This window comes from Rhodobacter sp. NSM, from assembly GCF_052244495.1.
GTDB lineage: Bacteria > Pseudomonadota > Alphaproteobacteria > Rhodobacterales > Rhodobacteraceae > Cereibacter_A.
Map to the genome: position 1 here is coordinate 46,530 of NZ_JBQPXH010000003.1, position 22,890 is coordinate 69,419.

Genomic DNA, 22,890 nt, shown 5'->3' on the forward strand with positions numbered 1-22,890 from the left:
CCGAGTGCTTGATCTTGCCTGTCGGGCTGGTATGCAGCCGAGACGCGGTGTGTGCAAGAAGCCGCACCGGGGGGATCCAATCCGGAGATTTGCCGTGGACATTCAGAGCCTGCGCGACCAGCACCCCGATCACTGGAAGAAGGCCTGCGCCATCCGCGCGCTGACGCTCGACGCCGTGGCGGCTGCCAATTCCGGCCATTCCGGCATGCCGATGGGCATGGCCGACGTGGCGACGGTGCTTTACGAGAAGCACATGGTCTTCGACGCCCAGGCCCCCGACTGGCCGAACCGCGACCGCTTCATCCTCTCGGCCGGCCACGGCTCGATGCTCGTCTACTCGCTGCTGCACCTGACCGGCGACCCCGAATTCCCGCTGGAGCAGATCCGGAACTTCCGCCAGTTCGGCTCGAAGACGGCCGGCCACCCCGAGAACTTCCTCGCCAAGGGGATCGAGACCACGACCGGCCCGCTCGGCCAGGGGCTTGCGATGGCCGTGGGCATGGCGATGGCCGAGGAGTCGCTCCGCGCCCGCTGGGGGTCGAAGATCATCGACCACCATACCTACTGCATTGCGGGTGACGGCTGCCTGATGGAGGGCGTGAGCCAGGAGGCCATCGGCCTCGCAGGTCGGCACGAGCTGTCGCATCTCGTCGTGATGTGGGACAACAACGGCATCACCATCGACGGCAAGGTGGCGCTGTCGGACCGGACCGACCAGAAGGCGCGCTTCGCCGCCGCCGGCTGGGATGTCTTCGAATGCGACGGCCACGACCCCGCCGACATCGACCGCGCCCTGACCGAGGCCAAGGCCTCGAAGGGCCCGGCCTTCATTGCCTGCACCACGAACATCGCCCTCGGCTCCTCGGCACAGGACACGTCCAAGGGTCATGGCGCCCTGACCGATGCCAAGCTGATCGCCGACACCAAGGCCGCCTACGGCTGGAACCATGGCGCCTTCGAGATCCCCTCGGACGTCAAGAAGGCCTGGGAGACCATCGGGTCTCGCGGGGCAGCGGCCCGCAAGGAGTGGGAAGAGCGGCTCGCGGCCCTCTCCGACGCGAAGCAGGCCCTCTTCCACCAGCAGTTCTCCTGCGAGCCGCCGAAGAAGCTCGCTGCCGCCATCCGCGGCGTGAAGAAGGACGCGGTGGAAAAGATGCCGAAGGTCGCGACCCGCCGCGCCTCGGAAATGGTGCTGGAGGCGGTCAACCCGATCATGACCGAGACCATCGGCGGCTCGGCCGACCTGACCGGCTCGAACAACACCAAGACCGCCGACCTCGGCGTCTTCGACCCGATCAATCGCAAGGGCCGCTACGTCTACTACGGCATTCGGGAACATGGCATGGCGGCCGCGATGAACGGCATGGCGCTGCATGGCGGGGTGCGGCCCTATGGCGGCACATTCATGTGCTTCGCCGACTACTGCCGCCCGGCGGTGCGCCTTTCGGCGCTGATGCACATGCCGGTGGTCTATGTCTTCACCCATGACTCGATCGGTCTGGGCGAGGACGGGCCGACGCACCAGCCGGTCGAGCATCTGGCGATGCTGCGCGCCACGCCGAACATGATGGTGTTCCGCCCCGCCGACCTGACCGAGACCGCCGAGGCCTGGGAGATCGCGCTGTCCGAGAAGGCCACGCCCTCGGTGCTGGCGCTGTCGCGGCAGAACCTGCCCGCGGTGCGCAAGGCGCACACCAACAAGAACCTCGTCTCGCAGGGCGCCTATGTGCTCGAGGAGGCTACCGGCAAGCGTCAGGTGATCCTGATGGCCTCGGGCTCCGAGGTCGAGGTGGCGCTGAAGGCGCGCGAGGCGCTGGAGGCCGAGGGCATCGGCACCCGTGTCGTCTCGATGCCCTGCATGGAGCTTTTCGCCAAGCAGGATCCGGCCTATCGCCGCAAGGTGCTGCCGCCGGGTGCGGTGCGCATAGCGATCGAGGCGGGCGTCCGGATGGGATGGGATCGCTGGCTGCTGGGCGAGCGCGGACGCGAGGGCAAGGACGGCTTCATCGGCATGTCCGGCTTCGGCGCCTCGGCCCCGGCCGAGCGGCTCTACAAGGAGTTCGGCATCACCCCGGAAGCCACGGTGGAGAAGGCGAAAGCCCTTATCGGCTGACACCGTTTGCCGAAGCAGAAGGCGAAGTCTCTCCTCGGATGACACCGCCCGCTCAACAATGATGGCGACGGCCCTTCTCGGCCGGCGCCGCACGCCGGGGCCGGGAAGGTCCGCGGCACAACGCAAAGGCCGCGCAACGGAACGCGGCCTTTCGCATTTCTGCGCGACGGCCTGGCGGGGACTGGCTGCACGGTCGCATCGCGCCGCAGGTCCGGGGCGCCTGCGGGCGAAGCTCGCAGGCTCAATCCTTCCAGTCGGGCGCGTCCTCGCGATGCGGATAGGTGGGCTCTTCGCCCTGGTCGGTCAGCGTCGGAAACTCGCCCTGGTTCTCGATCGCCTCGATCGGCTCGCCCTCGGGGTCACGCTCGTCGGCGGGATGGCGAGCGGCATGCGGGTTCTCCTCGATGCCCAGCAGCTCCTGCGCCCGGTCGCGGAACGAGGCAGCACCCTCGTCCGGCCTGCCTGCCTCTTCCCACAGCAACCGGGCGCGCTCGTCGATGCGGCGCTCCCATGCTTCGAATTCCTGACGGTTCATCGGCAACTCCTGTCTGTTGCCGGATAAACCCCTAGCGCCCTGCGGATGTTCCGGGGAGCAGCCGCGAGACGAGGCCCCAGAGCGGCGCGATGATCTTGTTCGCCACCGGGATGAGCGCCATCCCGAGCGCCAGCCCGAAGAGCCCGTCGAAGAAGGCCGTGACGGCCCATTCCACGGCACCCGGGGCGCGTCCGACGGCCTCGGTCGCCGCCACGGCGATGTCGTGGATGTGGTGATGCAACCAGCCGAACCCGAGTTCGTAGAGCCCGTGGATCACGATCGCACCGCCGACCCAGATCATCGCGGCCGTGCCCACAGCCGACAGCAGCTTCAGGAAGCCCGGCATCCCGTGCACGATCCCCCGCCCCACCGCCCGCGTGACGGCGAAGCGGCCGCGAAGGCTCATGAGCACGCCGAGATCGTCCGCCTTCACGATGGCCGCCACACCGCCATAGACCAGCGCCGTGATGCCCACCCCTGCCGCGGCCAGCGAGGCCGCCTTCATCGCAATGCCGCTCGGCGGAAGCGCCGCGAGGATGATCGTCATGATCTCGGCCGAGAGGATGAAGTCGGTCTTGATGGCACCCGCCACCTTCTGTTCTTCCAGATGGACCGGATCGCCCTTGGGGACCGCCGCCTCGTCATGATGGCCGCCGAAGAGATGCGCGACCTTCTCGGCCCCCTCGAAGCACAGATAGGCGCCCCCCAGCATCAGCAGCGGCGAGATCACCCAGGGCGCGAAGGACGACAGCAGCAGGGCCGCAGGCAACAGGATCACCAGCTTGTTGAAGAGCGAGCCCTTCGTGATGCGCCAGACGATGGGGATCTCGCGCGCCGCATCGAAGCCCTGCACGTATTTCGGCGTGACTGCGGCATCGTCGATGACCGCGCCCGCGGCCTTCGCTCCCGCCTTGGTGGCCTGCCCGATCACGTCGTCCACCGACGCCGCGGCCACCTTCGCGATCGAGGCCACGTCGTCCAGCAAGGCCAGCAAGCCACTCATTTTCCGTCCCTTCGTCCGTTCGCCGGTCCGATACCTTGTCGCAGAAGCGGCGGGCTGCAGGAAGCCCCCGCGGCGGATACGACCCCTTCCGGTCGCCCGTGGCCTGCGCTAGCGTCGCGCGAACCCCGGAAGCCGCGCATGACCAACCGCATCGCCCTGATCCTCGCCGCGACGATCGTGATCGCCCTCATCCTCGACGCCTTGGTGAACGGGTCGGCCGCCACGCTGTTCCTGCTGCGCAAACTGTCGCAACTCGTGCAGTATCTCGTCTTCTGGCGCTGAAAACCTCCTTTCTTTGGTTGAATTGCGCGCGGATCTGGGGTCGTTAGCCTGAAGACCATCCGCGGGCGCGCGACTCGACTGCCGCGCCCGCCAATTGTGGGAGAGCTCTATGACCGTGAAAGTGGCAATCAACGGCTTCGGCCGCATCGGGCGGAACGTGCTTCGCGCCATCATCGAATCGGGCCGGACCGATATCGAGGTGGTGGCGATCAACGACCTCGGCCCGGTGGAGACCAACGCGCACCTGCTGCGCTTCGACTCCGTCCACGGCCGCTTCCCCGCCACCGTCACCACCACCGAGAAGACCATCGACGTGGGCCGCGGCCCGATGGACGTGACCGCAATCCGCAACCCGGCCGAGCTTCCCTGGGGTCATGTCGACATCGTGATGGAATGCACCGGCATCTTCACCGACAAGGAGAAGGCGAAGATCCACCTCGAGAACGGCGCCAAGCGCGTGCTGGTCTCCGCTCCCTCGACCGGCGCGGACAAGACCATCGTCTTCGGCGTGAACCACGAGACGCTGACGAAGGACGATCTCGTCGTCTCGAACGCCTCCTGCACGACGAACTGCCTCTCGCCGGTGGCCAAGGTGCTGAACGACACGATCGGCATCACCAAGGGCTTCATGACCACGATCCACAGCTACACCGGCGACCAGCCGACGCTGGACACGATGCACAAGGATCTCTACCGCGCCCGCGCCGCGGCGCTGAGCATGATCCCGACCTCGACCGGTGCGGCGAAGGCCGTGGGCCTCGTGCTGCCGGAACTGAAGGGCAAGCTCGATGGCGTGGCGATCCGGGTGCCGACGCCCAACGTCTCGGTTGTGGACCTCGTGTTCGAGGCCTCGCGCGCGACCAGCGTCGAGGAAGTGAACGCCGCGATCCGCGAGGCAGCGGACGGCAAGCTGAAGGGTATCCTCGGCTACACCGACCAGCCGAACGTCTCGACGGACTTCAACCACGACCCGCATTCGTCGATCTTCCACATGGACCAGACCAAGGTGATGGAGGGCAACATGGTCCGCATCCTGACCTGGTACGACAACGAATGGGGCTTCTCGAACCGCATGGCCGACACCGCCGTGGCGATGGGCAAGCTGATCTGATCATTGCGCGACCCCTCGAGGCGCGCGGGCCGGCCCTTCGGGGCCGGTCCTTTTCGTTTCAGGACGGCCGTGGCGAAGGTCCGGATGCCTTGCGAATGCTGCATGGCAGCACGGCGCGAACGGCCGTTGTTAGCGCCACCATTCGAGGGCAACTAAGGGCGGGAGGAGGAAAAGAGACAGAAAGAAGGACCTGAACCATGATGACGCTGATCCAACCCATCCTGACGAGCCTGCGCGACCGCGCCCGCTATCGCCGCACCCGCGCCGAACTGGCCCGCCTGCCCCTCGACATCCGGCTCGACCTAGACATCCATGATGTGGATGCCTTCGCGCGCCGTGCCGTCTGGGGCTGAACTTCCGATACGATCCCAAGCTGACACGACATCCTATCGCGCGGAATGGCCTGCAGGACCCGAGGGCGACGCAGGCCCGGCCGCGGGTCATCACGGGCGGAGGCACCACCGGCCCTCAGCCGGAAAACGCCTGAGTCAGCGATACTTCGCCACGAGCGCAGAGCCCACGTCCGGCGTCACGAAACTCGACACGTCGCCGCCCAGACGCGCGATTTCCTTGACCAGTTTCGAGGCGATGGCCTGCCGACGCGCATCTGCCATCAGGAAGACGGTCTCGATCCCGGCGTCGAGCGCCCGGTTCATGCCAACCATCTGGAACTCGTATTCGAAATCCGCGACCGCCCGCAGACCGCGGACGATCACCGAGGCACCCACGTCGCGGGCGCAATCGATCAGCAGGTTCTCGAAGGGATGCACCACGATCTCACCGCCATTGGCCGCGATGGCGCGGCATTCGCTTTCGACCATGCGGACGCGCTCCTCGAGCGTGAAGAGCGGCCCCTTGTCCCGGTTGATGGCAACGCCGATCACCAGACGGTCGACAAGCGCCATCGCGCGCTGGATGATGTCCAGATGTCCCAGCGTCAGCGGATCGAAGGTGCCGGGATAGAGACCGATGCGCATGATGCCTCCCTTGTCGTCGGAAGGAACGCAATCGCATCGCGCCGCGGGATGCAAGCCCCAAAAGCCGCGTCAGAATCCCTTGATCATGCCTTCCAGCGCGTCCTTTTCCATCGACAGTTCGGAAAGCCGCGCCTTCACCACGTCGCCGATCGAGATGAGCCCGACCATCTCGCCCTCGGCCATCACCGGCAGGTGGCGGAAGCGGCCCTCGGTCATGATCTCGAGGATCATGTCCGCCTCGTCGGTGCAGACACAGGTGGCGATCTTCGACGTCATGATCGACTCGATGCTGTCCGAAAGGCAGCCCGCTCCCCGCCGCCCCAGTTCCCGCACGATGTCCCGCTCGGAGAGCATGCCGTCCGGCCGCTTGCCGTCACGCGACACCACGACCGCCCCGATCCGGCGCGACGAGAGCACCTCGGCGGCCTGCGAGATGCTCGAACCTGGCGGAACCGTCACCACACCGTCATCGGACTTGGTCTTCAGTATCTGCTGAACGAGCATCTGCGGGGCCTCCCTCCCGATATTCTCCATCCGGGAGTCACTCTAACGCAATTTGCAGGCGAGTCATGTCCTCCAGACGTAGAACTTCGCGCCTGATGCCCCGTGCCAGGGCATCCGCGAACCGGTTCAGCCGCTCGAGCCGCGCATCGTCCTGGTGACGGATGAGCCAGAAGGCCCGGCTGAGGCTCAGCACCTGCGGCAGGACCTTGACCAGCTCGGGCGCGGAGGGCATGGCAAAGTCGTGGACAATCCCGACACCGGCGCCCGCCCGCAGCCAGTTCAGCTGGACAGAAACGGAGTTTGAGGCGAAGGGCACCGCGCCCGAGCCGAGCCCGGTCAGATAGTCGAGTTCCTTGTCGAAGATCATGTCGGGGATGTAGCCCACCAGCCGATGGGCCCGAAGATCGTCGAGACAGAGGATTGGCGGGTGCGTGGCAAGGTAGTCGCGGTGCGCCGCAAGATGCAGCCGGTAGTCCGCGAGCTTCTGCACGCGCAGGCGCCCGGCTTCTGGCCGGCTGACCGCGATTGCCATGTCAGCTTCTCGTTTCGAGAGGTTGAAAACCCGCGGCAGCGCAACGATCTGCACCTCGAGACCCGGGTTTTCGTCGCAGATCGCGGCGAGGACCTGCGGCAGAAGATAGTTGGCGCAACCGTCCGGCGCGCCGATCCGGATCTGTCCCGACAGGCCCCCTGCGCCCTGCAGATCCTCCGCTGCCTCCGACACGGCCTGCTCGGCGCGCTCGGCGTGGACGAGCAGCCGCTGCCCGGCCTCGGCCAGCGCATAGCCCTGCGGGCTCTTGACGAAGAGTGGTGCTCCCAGCGCTTCCTCGAGCCGCGCCACGCGCCGACCGACCGTCGCGGGATCGAGCCGCAGACCGCGACCCGCGCCCGAAAGGCTTTCGGCGCGCGCGACGGCGAGGAAGATGCGCAGGTCGTCCCAGTCCACTTCGGCCTCCGTCCGGGTATTTCTGCAAAACGCTTTTGGAGACTTGCCGCTTTCTCCGGCGGATTTGCAAGCTATCCTGCCGCCGCAACGATGGGAGGAATTCATGGAAGAACTCAGCCACTGGATCGACGGCAAGCACGTCAAGGGCAACTCGGGCCGCTTTGCGGACGTCTTCAACCCGGCGACGGGCGAGGTGCAGGCCCGCGTGCCGCTGGCCTCGAAGGCCGAACTCGACGCCGCCGTGGCCTCGGCCGCCGAGGCGCAGGTGAAATGGGGCGCCACCAACCCGCAGCGCCGCGCCCGCGTGATGATGGAGGTCGTGCGCCTCCTGAACCGGGACATGGACAAGCTGGCCGAGGCGCTGTCGCGCGAGCATGGCAAGACCCTGCCCGACGCGAAGGGTGACGTGCAGCGCGGCCTCGAGGTCATCGAGTTCTGCATCGGCGCGCCGCATCTGCTGAAGGGCGACTTCACCGACAGCGCCGGCCCCGGCATCGACATGTATTCGATGCGCCAGCCGCTGGGTGTGGCCGCGGGCATCACGCCGTTCAACTTCCCGGCCATGATTCCGCTGTGGAAGATGGGCCCGGCGCTCGCCGCAGGCAACGCCTTCATCCTCAAGCCCTCCGAGCGCGACCCCTCGGTGCCGCTGATGCTGGCCGAGATCTTCCAGGAGGCGGGCCTGCCCGACGGTGTCCTCCAGGTGGTGAACGGCGACAAGGAGGCGGTCGATGCCATCCTCGACAACCACACCATCCAGGCCGTGGGGTTCGTCGGATCCACCCCGATCGCGGAATACATCTATTCCCGCGGCTGCGCGAACGGCAAACGGGTTCAGTGCTTCGGCGGCGCCAAGAACCACATGATCGTCATGCCGGATGCCGACCTCGACCAGGCCGCCGATGCGCTGGTGGGCGCGGGCTACGGGGCGGCGGGTGAGCGCTGCATGGCGATTTCGGTCGCGGTGCCGGTGGGCGACGAAACGGCCGACGCGCTCATCGAGCGGCTGATCCCGAGGATCGAGAAGCTGAAGGTCGGTCCCTACACCGCGGGCAACGACGTGGATTATGGCCCGGTGGTCACGGCCGCCGCCAAGGAGAACATCCTGCGGCTCGTCAATTCGGGTGTCGAGCAGGGGGCGGAGCTGGTCGTGGACGGCCGCAACTTCGCGCTCCAGGGCTACGAGAACGGCTTCTTTGTCGGGCCTCACCTCTTCGACCGCGTCACGCCCGAGATGGACATCTACCGCAAGGAGATCTTCGGCCCGGTTCTCTCGACCGTCCGCGCGGCCTCCTACGAAGAGGCGCTGAGCCTCGCCATGCACCACGAGTACGGGAACGGCACCGCGATCTTCACCCGCGACGGCGACGCCGCGCGCGACTTCGCCAATCGAGTGAACGTGGGTATGATCGGGATCAACGTGCCGATCCCGGTGCCGCTGGCCTATCACACCTTCGGCGGCTGGAAGAAATCGGCCTTCGGCGACCTGAACCAGCACGGGCCCGATGCCTTCCGCTTCTACACCCGAACCAAGACGATCACCTCGCGCTGGCCGAGCGGGATCAAGGAAGGCTCTGCCTTCAACTTCAAGGCGATGGACTGAGGCATCGCCTCGATGACGGAGGGTCCGGGCGGGAGCAGATCTCCGCCCGGAGCAGGGCCGTCGATCAGGCGCCGGCACCTTTCGTGGGCAGGCGCGCCTGAGCTCGCGCGACATGTGCTCTTATGGGCGCGCTTGCGCCACCTTGACCTTCCGCCGCTCGTGCCGGAGACCGGAGACGACCCCTTCAGGAGCCGTCATGAGCTGGATCGACGACGCCGCACTGCCCGACCTCGCCCCGGATGCCCGCGGGCGCCTCGAGGCGCTGCGCCCCGTCCGCCTGCCGCGCGGCACGCTGATGTTCCGGCCCGGAGATGCGGCGCAGGGATTCGTCGTGGTGCTCGAGGGCCGGGTCGAGGTCTTCCTCACCGGCCCCACGGGGCGCGAGATCCTTCTCTACGCGGTCGAGCCCGGGCAGAGCTGCGTGCAGACCACGCTCGGGCTCATGGGCGGCGAGGACTACACGGGCGAAGCCATCGCGGCCACGGACGTGAAGGCCGTCGTGATCCCGCGTCCCCTGTTCCTGCGGCTGATGGACGAGAGCGCGGCCTTCCGCAGCTTCGTCTTCACGGCCTTCGCCACCCGGATGCAGACCATGATGCACGTGCTCGAGCGGGTGGCCTTCCAGCGCGTCGAGAGCCGGCTCGCCAGCACGCTCCTGGACATGGCCGAAGGAAACGAGGTCACCTCCACCCAGGCCGATCTTGCGACGCGGATCGGATCGGCGCGGGAGGTCGTGTCGCGCCGCCTCGACCAGTTCGCGCGCCGCGGCTGGGTGCGCACCGATCGCGGGCGCGTCAGCCTGCTCGACCCCGCAGCCCTGCGGCGCATCGCCGCGGCGGACGGTGCCGACTGAGCCACGGTGACGTGGTCACAGACCGCGCCAGCCCCCTTGAGCTAGCCTTCGGACATGCCCCGAACCTCGGGGTGGTTCCCTTTGAAAGGCATGTCCCATGTTCAAGACCAACGTCGGCGGCATCGACCGCATCCTCCGCATCGTCGTGGGCCTCGCGCTGCTTTCGGCCTTCTTCCTGCTGCCGGACGCCGGCTATCGCTATGTCCTGCTGATCGGCGTGGTGCCGCTGCTGACCGGCATCTTCTCGACCTGCCCGCTCTACTCCCTCCTCGGGATCAACACCTGCCCCGTCAAGGGCTGAGCGCGCCACGAGCACTGGCGTCGCGGCACGTCCGGGACCCGCGCCGCCCATAGACGAAGGCCGCCGCGACACCAGCGGCGGCCTCCCTCCTGCCGGCCCGGACACCCCACCGGGGACATGGCCGGCCCGACCACGCACCACCGCCTCCGGGCGTTCCGCGGCAGCGCGGCGCGAGCGGGGCTCGATGCCCCCGAGCGGCGCACTCCCCCGGGCTATTCCGCGGCCAGCCGCTTCGGCTTCAGCATGTCCCGCAGGTAGCGCCCCGTATGCGAGGTCTCGACCTTCGCGACCTCCTCGGGCGTGCCTTCCGCCACGATCCGTCCACCGCCGTCGCCGCCCTCGGGCCCGATGTCAACGATCCAGTCCGCAGTCTTCACCACATCGAGATTGTGCTCGATCACCACGACCGTATTGCCCTGTTCCACAAGCTCATGAAGCACTTCGAGCAGTTTCTTTACGTCCTCGAAATGCAGGCCCGTGGTCGGCTCGTCGAGGATGTAGAGCGTCCGGCCCGTCGCCCGGCGGCTCAGTTCCTTCGACAGCTTTACCCGCTGCGCCTCGCCACCCGAGAGCGTCGTCGCCTGCTGGCCGACCTTGATGTAGCCAAGCCCCACGCGAACCAGAGCATCCATCTTCTCGCGGATCGCCGGGACAGCCTGGAAGAACTCCTGCGCATCCTCGACCGTCATCTCAAGAACGTCGGCTATACTCTTGCCCTTGAACTTGATTTCCAGTGTCTCGCGATTATAGCGGTGGCCCTTGCAGGTCTCGCAGGTCACATAGACGTCGGGCAGGAAGTGCATCTCGATCTTGATGACGCCGTCGCCCTGGCAGGCCTCGCAGCGCCCGCCCTTCACGTTGAACGAGAACCGACCCGGCTGGTAGCCGCGCGCCTTCGACTCGGGCAGGCCTGCGAACCAGTCACGGATCGGTGTGAAGGCCCCGGTGTAAGTGGCCGGGTTGGAACGCGGAGTTCGCCCGATCGGCCGCTGGTCGATGTCGATCACCTTGTCCAGCTGCTCGAAGCCCTTGATCGTCTCGCAGGGCGCGGGCGTCTCGCGAGCCCCGTTCAGCCGCATCGCGGCCGTCTTGTAGAGCGTCTCTATCGTCAGCGTGGATTTGCCGCCGCCCGACACGCCCGTCACGCAGACGAACCGGCCGAGCGGAAAATCCACCGTCACGTCATGCAGGTTGTTGCCGCTGGCCTTCACGACGGTCAGGGTCTTGCCATTGCCCTTCCGACGCTCCGCCGGCACCGCGATCTCGCGGCTGCCGGACAGATACTGCCCGGTCAGGCTCGCAGGATCTGCCGCAATCTCGGCGGGCGTACCGTGCGCCACCACCTGTCCGCCATGCACCCCGGCGCCCGGGCCGATGTCGAAGACATAATCCGCCTCGCGGATCGCATCCTCGTCATGCTCGACCACCAGAACCGAGTTGCCCTGGTCGCGCAGGTTCTTCAGCGTCGTCAACAGCCGGTCGTTGTCGCGCTGGTGCAGCCCGATGGAGGGTTCGTCCAGCACATAGAGCACGCCGGTCAGGCCGGAGCCGATCTGCGACGCCAGCCGGATGCGCTGACTTTCGCCGCCGGAAAGCGTTCCCGCCGCCCGGCTCATCGAAAGGTAGTCGAGGCCCACATTGACAAGGAATCCAAGGCGTTCGCGGATTTCCTTCAGGATCGCGCGGGCGATCTCGTTCTTCTGAGCCGTCAACGCCGAAGGCACCGTCTCGATCCAGGCATAAGCCTCCTTGATCGACATCTGCACCACCTGCCCGATGTGCAGCCCGCCGATCTTCACCGCCAGCGCCTCGGGCTTCAGCCGGTAGCCGCCGCAGACATGGCACGGCCGGTTGTTCTGGTAGCGCTCGAACTCCTCGCGCACCCAGGCGGAATCCGTCTCGCGATAGCGCCGCTCCATGTTCGGGATCACGCCCTCGAAGCTGCGGCTGACCTGATAGATCCGGCCACCCTCGTCGTAGCGGAAGGTGATCTCCTCTTCGCCGGACCCGCGCAGGAAGACCTCCTGCACCTTCTCGGGCAGGTCCTTCCATTTCTTCTTCGCATCGAAGCCGTAGTGCCGCGCCAGTGCCTCGACGGTCTGGGTGTAATAGGGCGACTTCGACTTGGCCCAGGGCGCAATGGCCCCCTGCTTCAGCGTGAGACCCTGATCCGGCACCACCAGTCGCTCGTCGAAGAACAGCTCCATCCCCAGGCCGTCGCATTCCGGGCAGGCGCCGAAGGGCGCGTTGAACGAGAAGAGGCGCGGCTCGATCTCGGGGATGGTGAAGCCCGAGACCGGGCAGGCGAACTTTTCGGAGAAGGTCGTGCGGACGGGCTCGCCCTCGGCCGGCGCGCTCTCGAAGATCGCGATCCCGTCGGCGAGGTTCAGCGCGGTGCGGAAGCTGTCGGCCAGCCGGGTCTCGATCCCCTCGCGGACGACGATGCGGTCCACCACCACGTCGATGTCGTGGCGGAACTTCTTGTCGAGCACCGGCGGATCCTCCAGCTCGTGGAAGGTGCCGTTCACCTTCACCCGCTGGAAGCCCTGCTTGCGCAGCTCAAGAAATTCCTTCTTGTACTCGCCCTTGCGGTCCCGGACGATGGGGGCGAGCAGGTAGCCGCGCGTCCCCTCCTCCATTGCCATCACCGCATCGACCATGTCCTGCACCTGCTGCGCCGCGATGGGCAGGCCGGTGGCCGGGCTGTAGGGCGTGCCGACCCGCGCCCAGAGAAGGCGCATGTAGTCGTAGATCTCGGTCACGGTTCCCACGGTCGAGCGCGGGTTCTTCGAGGTCGTCTTCTGCTCGATGGAGATCGCAGGCGACAGGCCCGAGATGTGGTCCACGTCCGGCTTGCCCATCATGTCGAGGAACTGCCGCGCATAGGCCGAGAGGCTCTCGACATAGCGGCGCTGCCCCTCGGCATAGATCGTATCGAAGGCGAGGCTGGACTTGCCCGAGCCCGAAAGCCCGGTGATGACCACCAGCTGGTCCCGCGGGATGTCGATGTCGATGCCCTTGAGATTGTGCTCTCGCGCGCCCCGCACCGAGATGAACTTCTGTTCGGCCATCGCCCCGATCCTCACGTCTTCCAGAACGGCGGATATAGCGGCTGAGGCCCGAGTCTCCAACCGCCACATGTGAACATAGTATGAACTTCAGGCTGATGGCAGCGAATAATTCAGGCCGATGCCCTGCGGCGGGCGGAAAGCCACTGATGCAGCAGGATGCCGGAGAGGCTGGGCACGAGGACGAAGAAGATCAGCCCCCGCCCGCCGTGTCCTGCCATCAGCGCGGCAAGCAGCGGCGTGCCGCTGGTGGTGCCAAGGTTGCCGAGCTGGGCCACCGCACCCGCGGCCCGCGCGCGATCCTCGCGCCCTTCGTTGAGCTGCGGGATCGCCGCGAAGGAAGCCCCCTGCACGAGGCCGAGCGCCGCCGCCAGCGCGAGCGCCGCAGCCTGCATCGCCGGGCCATGCCCCCAGCCCGCCCAAAGGGCAAGCGTCGCCGCGATGGCGAGCGCAAAGCCGCCCTGCACCATCGAGACTGCAGGGATCCGCCCCAGCATCCAGACCCCGAGCGTCATGGACACGGCGATGGAGGCCAGCGGCATGGCCGAAGCGAGAAAGGCCGGATGCCCCGTCTCGGGCGGCAGCAGCGTGAGCAGCGCGACATAGATCAGCGTGTAGCAGAAGAAGCCAATCGCAGGCGCGGCCACCCGCGCCGAGGCATAGATCTCACCGTGCTGCCGCAGAAGCGAGGCCTGCACGCGCCCCGTCTTCTCGCCGGTGCCATCGGGCGGCAGCAGGAACCACATCATGACCGCACAGGCCGCCATGTAGAACGCATGGATCAGGAACAGCGGCGGGATGCCCCAGGCCGCCACCAGCGGGCGACCGATCCAGGCGGTGAAGGCGAAGGAGACCGCGAAGAACGAGGACCAGAGCGTCATGGCGAAGCCCTGCCTCTCGCGCGGCGCGATCTGCGCGATCAGCACGGGCGCGGCCACCACGATGGCCAGATGCGCGACCCCTTCCACCGCCCGCAGCCCGAGCATCAGCGAGAGCGGCGGCATCAGCGCCTCGGCAAGCGACAGAAGCGCGCCGGCGGCCAGTGCCGTCACCAGCACCCGACGGTAGCCCAGCCGGGCCACGAGCAGCCCGGCGGTCGTGCCGAAGATCAGACCCGCGAAGCCCACGATGGACACGACGAGCCCCAGCGTCACCTCGGAGGCCCCGGCATAGGCGGCCGAGATCGGGCCGAAGATCACGCCCACCTTCGAGAACTGCGCCGCTGCCCCCAGTCCGGCGAACCAGAGCGCGAAAACCTGTAGCATGGGAGAGCGGATCATGCCTTCTCCTACCGCGCTGCGGTGGCCGGGACCAGAGTGCCCGCGCCTTCCGCGACCGGAATGGCAGACGGCGCCCGAGGGGCGCCGCCGATCCGGACCAAAGGACCGTCCGTCAGAAATGGATGGCGCGACCGTAGGCGTCGAGCACCGACTCGTGCATCATCTCGGACAGGGTCGGATGGGGGAAGACCGCCTCCATCAGCTCCGCCTCGGTCGTCTCGAGCGTCCTCCCGACGACATAGCCCTGGATCAGCTCGGTGACCTCGGCGCCGATCATGTGCGCGCCCAGAAGCTCGCCCGTCTTCGCGTCGATCACGGTCTTCACGAAGCCCTCGGCCTCTCCCAGCGCAATGGCCTTGCCGTTGCCGATGAACGGGAACCGCCCGACCTTGACCTGATAGCCCTTCTCCTTTGCCTTGGCCTCGGTCAGGCCCACGCTCGCCACCTGCGGCTGGCAGTAGGTGCAGCCCGCGATGGAGCCGGGCTTGATCGGATGCGGATGGCCGCCCGCGATCAGTTCGGCCACCATCACGCCCTCGTGGCTGGCCTTGTGCGCGAGCCATGGCGCGCCGGCGATGTCGCCGATGGCATAGAGCCCCTCGACACCGGTCCGGCAGAACTCGTCGGTCACGACGTGGCTGCGCTCCACGGTCACGCCCGCCTCCTCGAGCCCGAGGCCCTCAGTGTTGCCGACGATCCCCACGGCCGAGATCACCGTATCGAACTCCATGGTCCGGGTCTCGCCGCCCATCTCGACATGGGCCGTGACCTTGCCGCCCGCCCGGTCCAGCTTCTTCACCGTCGCCTTCTCGAGGATCTTCATCTTCTGCTTCTCGAACTGCTTCTTCGCGAAGGCCGAGACCTCGGCATCCTCGACCGGCAGGATGCGGTCCATCACCTCGACCACCGTGGTGTCGGCGCCAAGGGTGTTGAAGAAGCTCGCAAATTCGATCCCGATGGCGCCCGAGCCGATCACCAGCAGCTTCTTCGGCATCCGCTTGGGCTGCAGGGCATGGCGGTAGGTCCAGACCAGGTCGCCATCGGCCTCGAGCCCCGGCAGCTCGCGCGCCCGCGCGCCGGTGGCGATGACGATGGATTTCGCCTCCAGCTCTTCCGCGCCATTCTGGGTCTTCACCGTGACGCGACCCTTGCCCGCAAGCGTCGCGTCCCCCATCACCACGGTGATCCTGTTCTTCTTCATCAGATGCGCCACGCCCGAGGACAGCTGCTTGGCCACCCCGCGCGACCGCTTCACCACGGCGTCGAGATCGTAGCCCACGCCCTCGGCCTTCAGCCCGAACTCCTTGGCGCGGTGCATCAGGTGGAACACTTCGGCCGAGCGCAGCATCGCCTTGGTCGGAATGCAGCCCCAGTTGAGGCAGATGCCGCCGAGGTTCTCCCGCTCGACGATGGCGACGCTGAGGCCCAGCTGAGCCCCCCGGATCGCGCAGACATAGCCGCCGGGGCCGGCGCCGATCACGATCATGTCGAAGCTTTTCGCGGGCATGCTTGCCTCCCTGAAAAAAGTAGTTTGGCCTTAAACCATTTTACCGAAGCGCGCAACGGGCGGTGGCCCCGACGAAGCCCGCCTCGCGGCGGCGGCAGGATCTCCCACGTCGGCAAAGGCGCGGGCAGAAAGCCTGGGCCTACGCAGGCGGGCGCCTCCGATCACCTCCCGGAGCGCTCCACCGCTCATCACTCGCAAGACACGGCTTCTTCCAGCTGCCTAGCCCCTCAGGCGCCGCACCTCGGCCGCATAGGCCCCCGCCGCCAGGAACTCCTCCTCCTCGGGCGAGGACGTCCGCCCGAGCGCCGCGTTCCGGAACGGGAACCGCCCGAACCGGCCGATGATCGCGGCGTGGGCATGGGCATGCAGCAGCCCCTCCTCTCCGGTCTCGGGCATCCGCTCACGAAAGAGCCGCACCGCCTCGGCCTGGTCGGCCGCATCCTCGGAGTGCTCGAGCGGCAGGTAGAAGAACTGCCGCTCCGGCTCGGGGGCGCCCAGATCCCAGTCGGCGGCAATGGCCTTGCGGGCGCAGTCCCGTGCCAGGGGATCAGTCGCGAAGGCCTCGGCCGTGCCGCGGAACATGTTGCGCGGAAACTGGTCGGTCAGGATCAGGAAGGCGAGGCTGCCCACGGTGCCCTCGGTCCAGTGGTCGAGCCCGCCTCCGCGCGCCGCCTGCCAGAGATCGCCGAACCGCTCGCGGATCGTCTCGTCCACCTCGGGATCGACCGCATACCAGCCCTCGGGTCCGACCTCTCCCAGCCAGAAGTCGAGCACCGCTACCGGATCGTCTGCCATGCCTGCCTCACGCTTGCCAGAGCCTTCAGCCTGACAGGTCGCGCGCGGAGCGGCAACCGCCTTCGGCACCGGCCCCGCCTTTCACTCTGCCCGAATATCCCGGAAGCCCGACCCCTGGGCCGGACGGGGGCGCGAAGCCCCCGGATCCGACGGTACCCCGCGCGTCACTCGGCCGCCTGCTGCGCCTCCTGCGCCTCGGTGACGACCTCCATGACCGTGCCCACGGCCACCGAAGACGCGGTCGGCGCGACGGTCGCGAACGAGCCGGTATCGGCCACGGCTGGCGCCGCGCGCTGCGTCATCCGCCAGCCGGCATAGAGCGCCATCGCCGCGTAGAGCAGCCCGATGAAGAGGAAGAAGCCGCGCGGCCCCGCCTGCTCCATGATCCAGCCGGTAACCAGCGGTCCGCAGATCGCACCGAGCCCGTTCATGAACAGAAGCCCGGCCGAGGCCGCCGCCATGTCCTCCTTGCCAAGGAAGTCGTTCGTATAGGCGATCAGCAGCGAATAGATGGGGTTCGTGATCCCGCCCAGGAGCAGCGCCACGCCGATCAGCCCCCAGAAGGGCGGCTCGATCACCACCGTCACCGCCATCACCAGCCCGGCCGCCACCGCGAGACCCAGGATGAGCTGGCGGCGGTCCATCCGGTCCGACGCCCAGCCGATCGGATATTGCAGGATGAGGCCGCCCACGTAGAGCGAGCCAATGAAGATAGAGATCTCCTGCACCGAGAGCCCTTCGAGCGTGCCCCAGACCGAGGCCATGCCGAACATGGCCGAGAAGATCCCCCCGGTCAGCAGCATCCCCACGATGCCCAGCGGCGAGACACGGAACAGCTCGCGCACCGAAAGCCGGCTGGTCGTGTCGAAGGTGGGCGTGGGCGTGACCGTAAGCAGGATGGGCATGAAGGCCAGCGACACCAGCACCGAGGGAATCACGAAAAGCGCGAAGCCCGAGGGATCGGCCGCGTTCAGCAGCGCCTGGCTCGTGATGATGCCGATCATCTGCACCATCATGTAGGCCGACATCGCCTGTCCGCGCGTCTCGTTCGTCGCGGTGTTGTTCAGCCAGCTTTCCGCGGTGATGTAGACGCCCGAGAAGCTGAAGCCGATCAGCACGCGCAGCAGCGTCCAGACCGTCCACTCCGGCAGCACCGGATAGAGGACCAGCACGGCCGAGATCATCGAGCCGAGCGCCGCGAAGACGCGCACATGGCCCACGCGGCGGATCATGTCGGGCGCGACCTGCGAGCCGATGAGGAAGCCCGCGAAATAGGCCGAGGTCACGAGGGCGAGCTGGGTCGTGGTGAACCCCTCGAGCGCGCCGCGGATCCCCAGCAGCGAGGACTGCACGCCATTGCCGACCATCAGCAGCATGACGCCGAGCAGAAGCGGCCAGGTGGCGGCGAGGACCTTGAACATGGGAGGCTCCGTGACTTGTCCGGCAGGCTAGCGTTGCGGCGCGGCGGGGCACCGACAGATGACGACGTTCGGCGGCGGATTCAACCGCCGGGAACCAGCAGAGAGGCGTCGCCGTAGGAGAAGAATCGATACTCCTCGCGCACGGCGTGGTCGTAGATCGCGCGGATCCGCCCGCTTCCCATCAGGGCCGAGACGAGCATCAGCAGCGTCGACTTCGGCAGGTGGAAATTGGTCATGAGCGCGTCCGTGACGCGGAAACGATAACCCGGATAGATGAAGATGTCCGTCTCGCCGCGCCAGGGCCGGATCGTGCCCTCGGACGCCGCGCTCTCGATCAGCCGGAGCGCGGTGGTGCCCACCGGGATCACGCGGCCGCCCTCCGCCCGGGTGGCGGCGATCTCGGCCGCGGCCGCCGCGGTCACCTCGCCCCATTCCGCATGCATCCGGTGCGTGGTCACATCCTCGACCTTCACGGGCAGGAAGGTTCCCGCGCCCACGTGGAGCGTGACCTCGGTGAAGGTCACGCCCTTCCCGGCCAGCGCTTCGAGAAGGGTGCGGTCGAAATGGAGCGAGGCCGTGGGGGCCGCGACGGCGCCCGAATGGCGGGCGAAGACCGTCTGGTAATCCTCGTGATCCTGCGCATCCGGCGGGCGCTTCGCGGCGATATAGGGCGGCAGCGGCATGGCGCCCGCCTCGGCCAGCGCCGCATCGAGTGCTTCGCCTTCCCGGTCGAAGACCAGCCGCAAATCCGCCTCGCCCTTCTCCGCCACCTCGGCCGAAAGGCTGTCGGAGAAGCGGATCGTCTCGCCCTCCCTCAGCTTGCGGAGCGGCTTGGCCATCGCGCGCCAGCCGCCGGCGGCGGCGGGCTCCATCAGCGTGACCTCGATCCGTGCCACGGCCTCGCCCCGCTCCCGCGTGCCGGCAAGGCGCGCCGGGATCACGCGGGTGTTGTTCAGCACCAGCCGGTCGCCCGGGCGGAAGATCTCGACGAGGTCGCGGACGTGCCGGTCCGAGATCCGGTCGCCCTCGGCCAGAAGGAGACGCGCCGCCGTGCGCGGCCGCGCCGGGCGCGTCGCGATCAGGCGATCGGGGAGGTCGAAATCGAAATCAGAAAGTTTCATCGAAGGTTCGGGGAAGCGGGCAGACAGGAAGCCCAAGGGAACGCGGACGGCAGGCGAGCGCGCTGCACGCCCGGGACTTGGCGCGACCGGCGGGGGAAGGCAAGGGCGATCACGGCAGGACGGGCACCGGTCGGCGGAAGATCTCGCGGAACATGCCGGGCGTCAGGATCGAGAGCGGGTTGACCGAGACCGCCGGCCGGTCGGCAGAGCCGGTCACCGAGTAGTTGAAGCCGAAGAGTCCCTCTCCGCGCCGCGTCAGCACCGAGCCGATCCCGTTCAGCAGGTAGATCGGCGAGATCACACCCTGCAGGTCGAGCGTCCGCTCGGACGAGCGGTAGAGCCCCGCCAGCGTCACCCCCATCGAGGCGCCGACGGCCGAAGCCTCGGAAATCTCGACGGCCCCGGGCTGGATGCGGAACTCTGCGTCACCCTCGGCGAAGAGGAGCCCGTCGCCGTTCAGCTGTTCCAGCAGGCCCACGACGGACACCGCGTTCAGCAGCGCCGCGAGCACGGGCGCGTTCGTCACGCGGAAGTTCGAGACGATGGCCCGGCCGCGATACCCGTCGCGCCCCTCCGGCGTGAGCGTGAGGTCGAGATCGCCGCCGCGCGCGTCCGGAAAGATCCCCGCCGAGGCGATCACCCCGCCAGCGTCGCGCGAGCGCAGCCGGATGGCGCTGCGGCCAGCCATCGGAGACACCGTGCCCTCGACGAGCGCGCGTCCGTTCACGCGCCCGCGGAACCCGCCGTTGAAGCCGCCGCGCGTGCCGAAGCGGCCCTCGAGCCCGGTGAGGGCAATTCCCGAAGTCACCTGCAACCGGTCGAGGCCAACGAGGATCGGCACCGGCGCCTCCGGCCCGCCGCGCCCACTCCCCAGATCGGGAAGACGCGTCAGATCCACCGACCCGCCGCGCAGTTGCACCTCCGGCGGTTGGCCCCGGCCCTGTCCGGAGAGCGTCACCGGGGCGTCGAGCCAGTCGTCCAGCCGCACCCGGTCGAAGCGTACGGCATCGAGAGAGCCGTCCGCCCGCAGGCTCACCCGCCCTTCGGCCGCGAGCCCGCCGCCCTCCAGCGTCAGCCTTTCGACCGAGACGGGTTTCCCAAGCGTCGCCGCCACCTCGAGACGGCCCGCACGGCCCTCGGGCTTCGACCAGCCAATGGACGAGAGACCGAGCCGCAGCCCCACCAGATCCGACGAGAGGGTCAGTTTCGGCTCCGCACCCTTGGACATCTCGACCCGGAACCGGCCGGGCGCGCTGCCCTCGACAGAGCCGTCGGGCAGGCCCAGCTTGAATTCCTCGACCGCCGCCGGCGAAAGCGTGGCCGTCCCCTCGACGGAGGAGCGGCCGCCCGCGTCGCGGCCGATGGCAAGCCTGTAGGTCGCGTCGAAGGGAACCCGGCCGAGGGTGCCGGCCCCCGTCACGGACAGACCATCCGGCGCGGCCTCCAGCGTCAGGCTTGCCGCCGTGATCGTCCGGCCGGGCACCAGCACGTCCGAGCGGAAATCGCTGATCCTGCCGCGGACGCTGAAATCCACCTCGTCGGGCGTCACCTTCGGCTTCAGCGGCAGGCGGAGCTCGGTCTCCATCACCGCCCGCCCCTCGCCCAGATCGACCGAGCGGCCCGCCTTCTCGAGGAAGCGGAAGGGCGGCTGATCGAGCAGCGACAGTGCCGCCGTCACCCCGCTCTCGCTGTTGATCGAGATGAGGGCGCGTGCCGGGCGCTGCGTCACGTCCGGCACCTCGAAGACCGAGCGCGTGACGCGGATCGGCCCGCCGGCGGGCGGCGTGACCTGCCCCTCGTCAAGAACCGTCAGGTAGCGTCGATCCTCGATCGCCGCATAACCCGACCCCTTCTCGATCCGCGGCAGGGTCTTGAGGTAGCGCACGTCGCCGTCGCGGAACTCGTAGCCGAGCGACAGGCGCGTCTCGGTCCCGGGCTGCATCCGGAGCCCGGCCTGCACCTCGAACAGCCGTCCGTCCTGCACGTTCTCGACCAGCCACTGCCGCGTCTTCGGCACCACCGACAGCGGCCAGAGCGCGAGAAGCTCGCTGTGCGCGATCTCGTTGAGCCCGAGGTCGAAGGCCACGCGCCAGCCACCCTCCCCGGCCGAGACGCGTCCGCGGCCCGAGAGCCTGCGCTCCTTCTCGACCAGCGTCAGCTGGCCGATCTCGACGCGGAAGGGGTCGAGCCGCATCCGCAGGTCGAGTGCACCCTCCGAGAAATGGACCGGCGACTCGAAGAGCCCCTCGGGGTCCGCGCTCGCGTCCTCGACCCGGATCTGCGCCAGCACCTCGCGCGGCAGGCCCTGCGATACGCCCGGCAGATAGGCGTGGCCCTTTGCCGAAAGCCTCAGCGAGCGGCCGCCTACCTCGAGCCGCGTCAGGTTCAGCCGCTCGCGCGCGGGATCGAAGGAAAAGGCGAGGCCCGCGCGGTCGAAGGCGAGCGGCTTCGTCTCCGGCGTGGGCTGAAGCGCGCCTTCACCGCTGTCGAGCCCCGCCTCGAGTCGGGTGAGCCGCCCGTCACCGTCGAGTTCGGCCGAAAAGCGCCCCGACAAGGCCGCGTCCAGTACCTCGAGCCAGGCGACAGGGGCGGCCTGGGCCGCGATATCGGCCGCCGCCACATGATCCACGGTGACAGAGATCCGCGCCTCCGGGCTGCCGGGCGTGGTGACGAAGGTTGCCAGTGCCTGGGCCGGCGCCCGGCCCGGCGCATCCAGCATCGACAGGCCGAGTTCCAGCGCGCGACGGCCCGGCGTGTTCTCCAGCGTCAGACGGCCGTCGCCGGCCTGCCACGTCCGCCCCGCCCGCCGGTCGTCGAGCGTGAGCGTCATGCCTTCGGCCTCGATCCGCCTGAGGTCGGCCAGCACCGGCTGTGCGAAGATCCGGTCGACGGCCTCGCGCAACTCGGCGTAGCCGGCGAGCCGGAACGTACCCCCCTGTTCTCCCAGGGCAAAGTCGAACCGTCCGTCCGCCAGCCGCCTTAGCGCGATGCGCGCGCCCGACAGGGTGATCGCCTTGGGATGGAGCGCGCCGCGCAGGGCCGCCCCCCGGTCGAAGACCACCCGCGCCTCGGGCAGGCTCACCAGCGCCCGCCCGTCCGCCTGCAGAAGCCGCAGGTCGTCTAGCCGGATCCGCGGGATCCAGTTCGGCTCGACCGTCAGGACGACCCCCCCGAGCGAGACAGAGAGCGCGGGCTCCAGCGCCCGGTTGATCCGCGACTCCGCCTCGGCCACGATCCAGCCCGGCAGGGGCAGCGGCCGGCCCGTCAGTGCCAATGTGCCGAAGCCCGCGACCGCCGCCAGCAGCGCAAGGCTCAGCAGCAGCCACAGCGAGGCGCGAGCGCGCCGCGACCGTCCCTGCCGCGCTGGTGCCTGATGCCCGCCGCCTTCCGCCATACGATCCTTTTCCCGCCCGCCGGAATGCCTTTACCGTCCGCGCCGGACAACTAAAACTGCCGTGACCAGACCCTCA

The 22,890-nt window shown here is 68.2% G+C and carries 19 protein-coding genes; 7 read left to right on the forward strand and 12 right to left on the reverse strand.

The window, feature by feature from the left end; translation table 11 throughout:
* Positions 1 to 94: 94 nt before the first annotated feature.
* A complete protein-coding gene (gene tkt, locus ACTVZP_RS07315) occupies positions 95 to 2,113 on the forward strand; it encodes a transketolase (RefSeq protein ID WP_443211485.1) in 2,019 nt (672 codons plus the stop codon).
* 241 nt (positions 2,114 to 2,354) lie between these two features.
* On the opposite strand, the gene ACTVZP_RS07320 is transcribed toward tkt, so the two are convergent.
* Both ACTVZP_RS07320 and ACTVZP_RS07325 read right to left on the reverse strand, forming a co-directional pair.
* Positions 2,355 to 2,648 carry a DUF2934 domain-containing protein gene (locus ACTVZP_RS07320; protein ID WP_443211487.1) on the reverse strand — a complete coding sequence of 98 codons (294 nt, stop codon included), beginning with the start codon at positions 2,646 to 2,648 and terminating at the stop codon, positions 2,355 to 2,357.
* A gap of 31 nt (positions 2,649 to 2,679) precedes the next feature.
* Positions 2,680 to 3,651 (reverse strand): DUF808 domain-containing protein, encoded by a 972-nt coding sequence (locus ACTVZP_RS07325; RefSeq protein ID WP_443211488.1) that lies wholly within the window; start codon positions 3,649 to 3,651, stop codon positions 2,680 to 2,682.
* Between the two features lie 138 nt (positions 3,652 to 3,789).
* On the opposite strand from ACTVZP_RS07325, the gene ACTVZP_RS07330 reads away from it, so the two are divergent.
* The 3 genes from ACTVZP_RS07330 to ACTVZP_RS07340 all read left to right on the forward strand — a co-directional run bounded on the left by ACTVZP_RS07330 (position 3,790) and on the right by ACTVZP_RS07340 (position 5,397).
* Positions 3,790 to 3,933 carry a hypothetical protein gene (locus ACTVZP_RS07330; protein WP_443211489.1) on the forward strand — a complete coding sequence of 48 codons (144 nt, stop codon included), beginning with the start codon at positions 3,790 to 3,792 and terminating at the stop codon, positions 3,931 to 3,933.
* A gap of 109 nt (positions 3,934 to 4,042) precedes the next feature.
* A complete protein-coding gene (gap, locus tag ACTVZP_RS07335; RefSeq protein ID WP_443211490.1) occupies positions 4,043 to 5,044 on the forward strand; it encodes a type I glyceraldehyde-3-phosphate dehydrogenase in 1,002 nt (333 codons plus the stop codon).
* A 197-nt stretch (positions 5,045 to 5,241) separates the two neighbouring features.
* The gene (locus ACTVZP_RS07340) at positions 5,242 to 5,397 is read left to right on the forward strand and encodes a hypothetical protein (protein ID WP_443211491.1); all 156 of its coding nucleotides are present in this window, start codon (positions 5,242 to 5,244) and stop codon (positions 5,395 to 5,397) included.
* Positions 5,398 to 5,532: 135 nt separating this feature from the next.
* On the opposite strand, the gene coaD is transcribed toward ACTVZP_RS07340, so the two are convergent.
* The 3 genes from coaD to ACTVZP_RS07355 all read right to left on the reverse strand — a co-directional run bounded on the left by coaD (position 5,533) and on the right by ACTVZP_RS07355 (position 7,471).
* Entirely contained in the window at positions 5,533 to 6,021 is a 489-nt protein-coding gene (gene coaD, locus ACTVZP_RS07345; RefSeq protein WP_443211492.1) for a pantetheine-phosphate adenylyltransferase, read from the reverse strand.
* A 69-nt stretch (positions 6,022 to 6,090) separates the two neighbouring features.
* Positions 6,091 to 6,525, reverse strand: a complete 435-nt coding sequence (locus ACTVZP_RS07350; protein ID WP_443211493.1) for a CBS domain-containing protein — start codon at positions 6,523 to 6,525, stop codon at positions 6,091 to 6,093.
* 37 nt (positions 6,526 to 6,562) lie between these two features.
* Positions 6,563 to 7,471, reverse strand: a complete 909-nt coding sequence (locus ACTVZP_RS07355) for a LysR family transcriptional regulator (protein ID WP_443211494.1) — start codon at positions 7,469 to 7,471, stop codon at positions 6,563 to 6,565.
* A gap of 103 nt (positions 7,472 to 7,574) precedes the next feature.
* On the opposite strand from ACTVZP_RS07355, the gene ACTVZP_RS07360 reads away from it, so the two are divergent.
* The 3 genes from ACTVZP_RS07360 to ACTVZP_RS07370 all read left to right on the forward strand — a co-directional run bounded on the left by ACTVZP_RS07360 (position 7,575) and on the right by ACTVZP_RS07370 (position 10,228).
* Positions 7,575 to 9,074 carry a CoA-acylating methylmalonate-semialdehyde dehydrogenase gene (locus ACTVZP_RS07360; protein WP_443211495.1) on the forward strand — a complete coding sequence of 500 codons (1,500 nt, stop codon included), beginning with the start codon at positions 7,575 to 7,577 and terminating at the stop codon, positions 9,072 to 9,074.
* A 196-nt stretch (positions 9,075 to 9,270) separates the two neighbouring features.
* Positions 9,271 to 9,927: a Crp/Fnr family transcriptional regulator gene (locus ACTVZP_RS07365; protein WP_443211496.1), complete on the forward strand. Its 657-nt coding sequence runs from the start codon at positions 9,271 to 9,273 to the stop codon at positions 9,925 to 9,927.
* Between the two features lie 97 nt (positions 9,928 to 10,024).
* The gene (locus tag ACTVZP_RS07370) at positions 10,025 to 10,228 is read left to right on the forward strand and encodes a YgaP family membrane protein (protein WP_443211497.1); all 204 of its coding nucleotides are present in this window, start codon (positions 10,025 to 10,027) and stop codon (positions 10,226 to 10,228) included.
* A 212-nt stretch (positions 10,229 to 10,440) separates the two neighbouring features.
* On the opposite strand, the gene uvrA is transcribed toward ACTVZP_RS07370, so the two are convergent.
* The 7 genes from uvrA to ACTVZP_RS07405 form a co-directional block, all read right to left on the reverse strand.
* The gene (gene uvrA, locus ACTVZP_RS07375; RefSeq protein ID WP_443211498.1) at positions 10,441 to 13,299 is read right to left on the reverse strand and encodes an excinuclease ABC subunit UvrA; all 2,859 of its coding nucleotides are present in this window, start codon (positions 13,297 to 13,299) and stop codon (positions 10,441 to 10,443) included.
* A 110-nt stretch (positions 13,300 to 13,409) separates the two neighbouring features.
* Positions 13,410 to 14,576 (reverse strand): MFS transporter, encoded by a 1,167-nt coding sequence (locus ACTVZP_RS07380; protein ID WP_443211499.1) that lies wholly within the window; start codon positions 14,574 to 14,576, stop codon positions 13,410 to 13,412.
* A gap of 112 nt (positions 14,577 to 14,688) precedes the next feature.
* Positions 14,689 to 16,083 (reverse strand): dihydrolipoyl dehydrogenase, encoded by a 1,395-nt coding sequence (gene lpdA, locus ACTVZP_RS07385; protein ID WP_443211500.1) that lies wholly within the window; start codon positions 16,081 to 16,083, stop codon positions 14,689 to 14,691.
* 219 nt (positions 16,084 to 16,302) lie between these two features.
* Positions 16,303 to 16,878 carry a DUF924 family protein gene (locus tag ACTVZP_RS07390; RefSeq protein WP_443211501.1) on the reverse strand — a complete coding sequence of 192 codons (576 nt, stop codon included), beginning with the start codon at positions 16,876 to 16,878 and terminating at the stop codon, positions 16,303 to 16,305.
* Positions 16,879 to 17,042: 164 nt separating this feature from the next.
* A complete protein-coding gene (locus tag ACTVZP_RS07395; RefSeq protein ID WP_443211502.1) occupies positions 17,043 to 18,299 on the reverse strand; it encodes an MFS transporter in 1,257 nt (418 codons plus the stop codon).
* A gap of 80 nt (positions 18,300 to 18,379) precedes the next feature.
* On the reverse strand, positions 18,380 to 19,420 hold the full coding sequence (gene queA / locus ACTVZP_RS07400) for a tRNA preQ1(34) S-adenosylmethionine ribosyltransferase-isomerase QueA (RefSeq protein WP_443211503.1): 1,041 nt from the start codon (positions 19,418 to 19,420) through the stop codon (positions 18,380 to 18,382).
* A gap of 109 nt (positions 19,421 to 19,529) precedes the next feature.
* Positions 19,530 to 22,814: an AsmA-like C-terminal region-containing protein gene (locus tag ACTVZP_RS07405; protein ID WP_443211504.1), complete on the reverse strand. Its 3,285-nt coding sequence runs from the start codon at positions 22,812 to 22,814 to the stop codon at positions 19,530 to 19,532.
* Between the last annotated feature and the right edge of the window lie 76 nt (positions 22,815 to 22,890).

What these genes read in the sequence shown, in the direction of transcription:
- ACTVZP_RS07320 (WP_443211487.1), bottom strand. Translation starts at nt 2,648, where the DNA reads ATGAACCGTCAGGAATTCGAAGCATGGGAGCGCCGCATCGACGAGCGC.
- ACTVZP_RS07325 (WP_443211488.1), bottom strand. Translation starts at nt 3,651, where the DNA reads ATGAGTGGCTTGCTGGCCTTGCTGGACGACGTGGCCTCGATCGCGAAG.
- ACTVZP_RS07330 (WP_443211489.1), top strand. Translation starts at nt 3,790, where the DNA reads ATGACCAACCGCATCGCCCTGATCCTCGCCGCGACGATCGTGATCGCC.
- gap (WP_443211490.1), top strand. Translation starts at nt 4,043, where the DNA reads ATGACCGTGAAAGTGGCAATCAACGGCTTCGGCCGCATCGGGCGGAAC.
- ACTVZP_RS07340 (WP_443211491.1), top strand. Translation starts at nt 5,242, where the DNA reads ATGATGACGCTGATCCAACCCATCCTGACGAGCCTGCGCGACCGCGCC.
- coaD (WP_443211492.1), bottom strand. Translation starts at nt 6,021, where the DNA reads ATGCGCATCGGTCTCTATCCCGGCACCTTCGATCCGCTGACGCTGGGA.
- ACTVZP_RS07350 (WP_443211493.1), bottom strand. Translation starts at nt 6,525, where the DNA reads ATGCTCGTTCAGCAGATACTGAAGACCAAGTCCGATGACGGTGTGGTG.
- ACTVZP_RS07360 (WP_443211495.1), top strand. Translation starts at nt 7,575, where the DNA reads ATGGAAGAACTCAGCCACTGGATCGACGGCAAGCACGTCAAGGGCAAC.
- ACTVZP_RS07365 (WP_443211496.1), top strand. Translation starts at nt 9,271, where the DNA reads ATGAGCTGGATCGACGACGCCGCACTGCCCGACCTCGCCCCGGATGCC.
- ACTVZP_RS07370 (WP_443211497.1), top strand. Translation starts at nt 10,025, where the DNA reads ATGTTCAAGACCAACGTCGGCGGCATCGACCGCATCCTCCGCATCGTC.
- uvrA (WP_443211498.1), bottom strand. Translation starts at nt 13,299, where the DNA reads ATGGCCGAACAGAAGTTCATCTCGGTGCGGGGCGCGCGAGAGCACAAT.
- ACTVZP_RS07380 (WP_443211499.1), bottom strand. Translation starts at nt 14,576, where the DNA reads ATGATCCGCTCTCCCATGCTACAGGTTTTCGCGCTCTGGTTCGCCGGA.
- lpdA (WP_443211500.1), bottom strand. Translation starts at nt 16,083, where the DNA reads ATGCCCGCGAAAAGCTTCGACATGATCGTGATCGGCGCCGGCCCCGGC.
- ACTVZP_RS07390 (WP_443211501.1), bottom strand. Translation starts at nt 16,878, where the DNA reads ATGGCAGACGATCCGGTAGCGGTGCTCGACTTCTGGCTGGGAGAGGTC.
- ACTVZP_RS07395 (WP_443211502.1), bottom strand. Translation starts at nt 18,299, where the DNA reads ATGTTCAAGGTCCTCGCCGCCACCTGGCCGCTTCTGCTCGGCGTCATG.
- queA (WP_443211503.1), bottom strand. Translation starts at nt 19,420, where the DNA reads ATGAAACTTTCTGATTTCGATTTCGACCTCCCCGATCGCCTGATCGCG.
- ACTVZP_RS07405 (WP_443211504.1), bottom strand. Translation starts at nt 22,814, where the DNA reads ATGGCGGAAGGCGGCGGGCATCAGGCACCAGCGCGGCAGGGACGGTCG.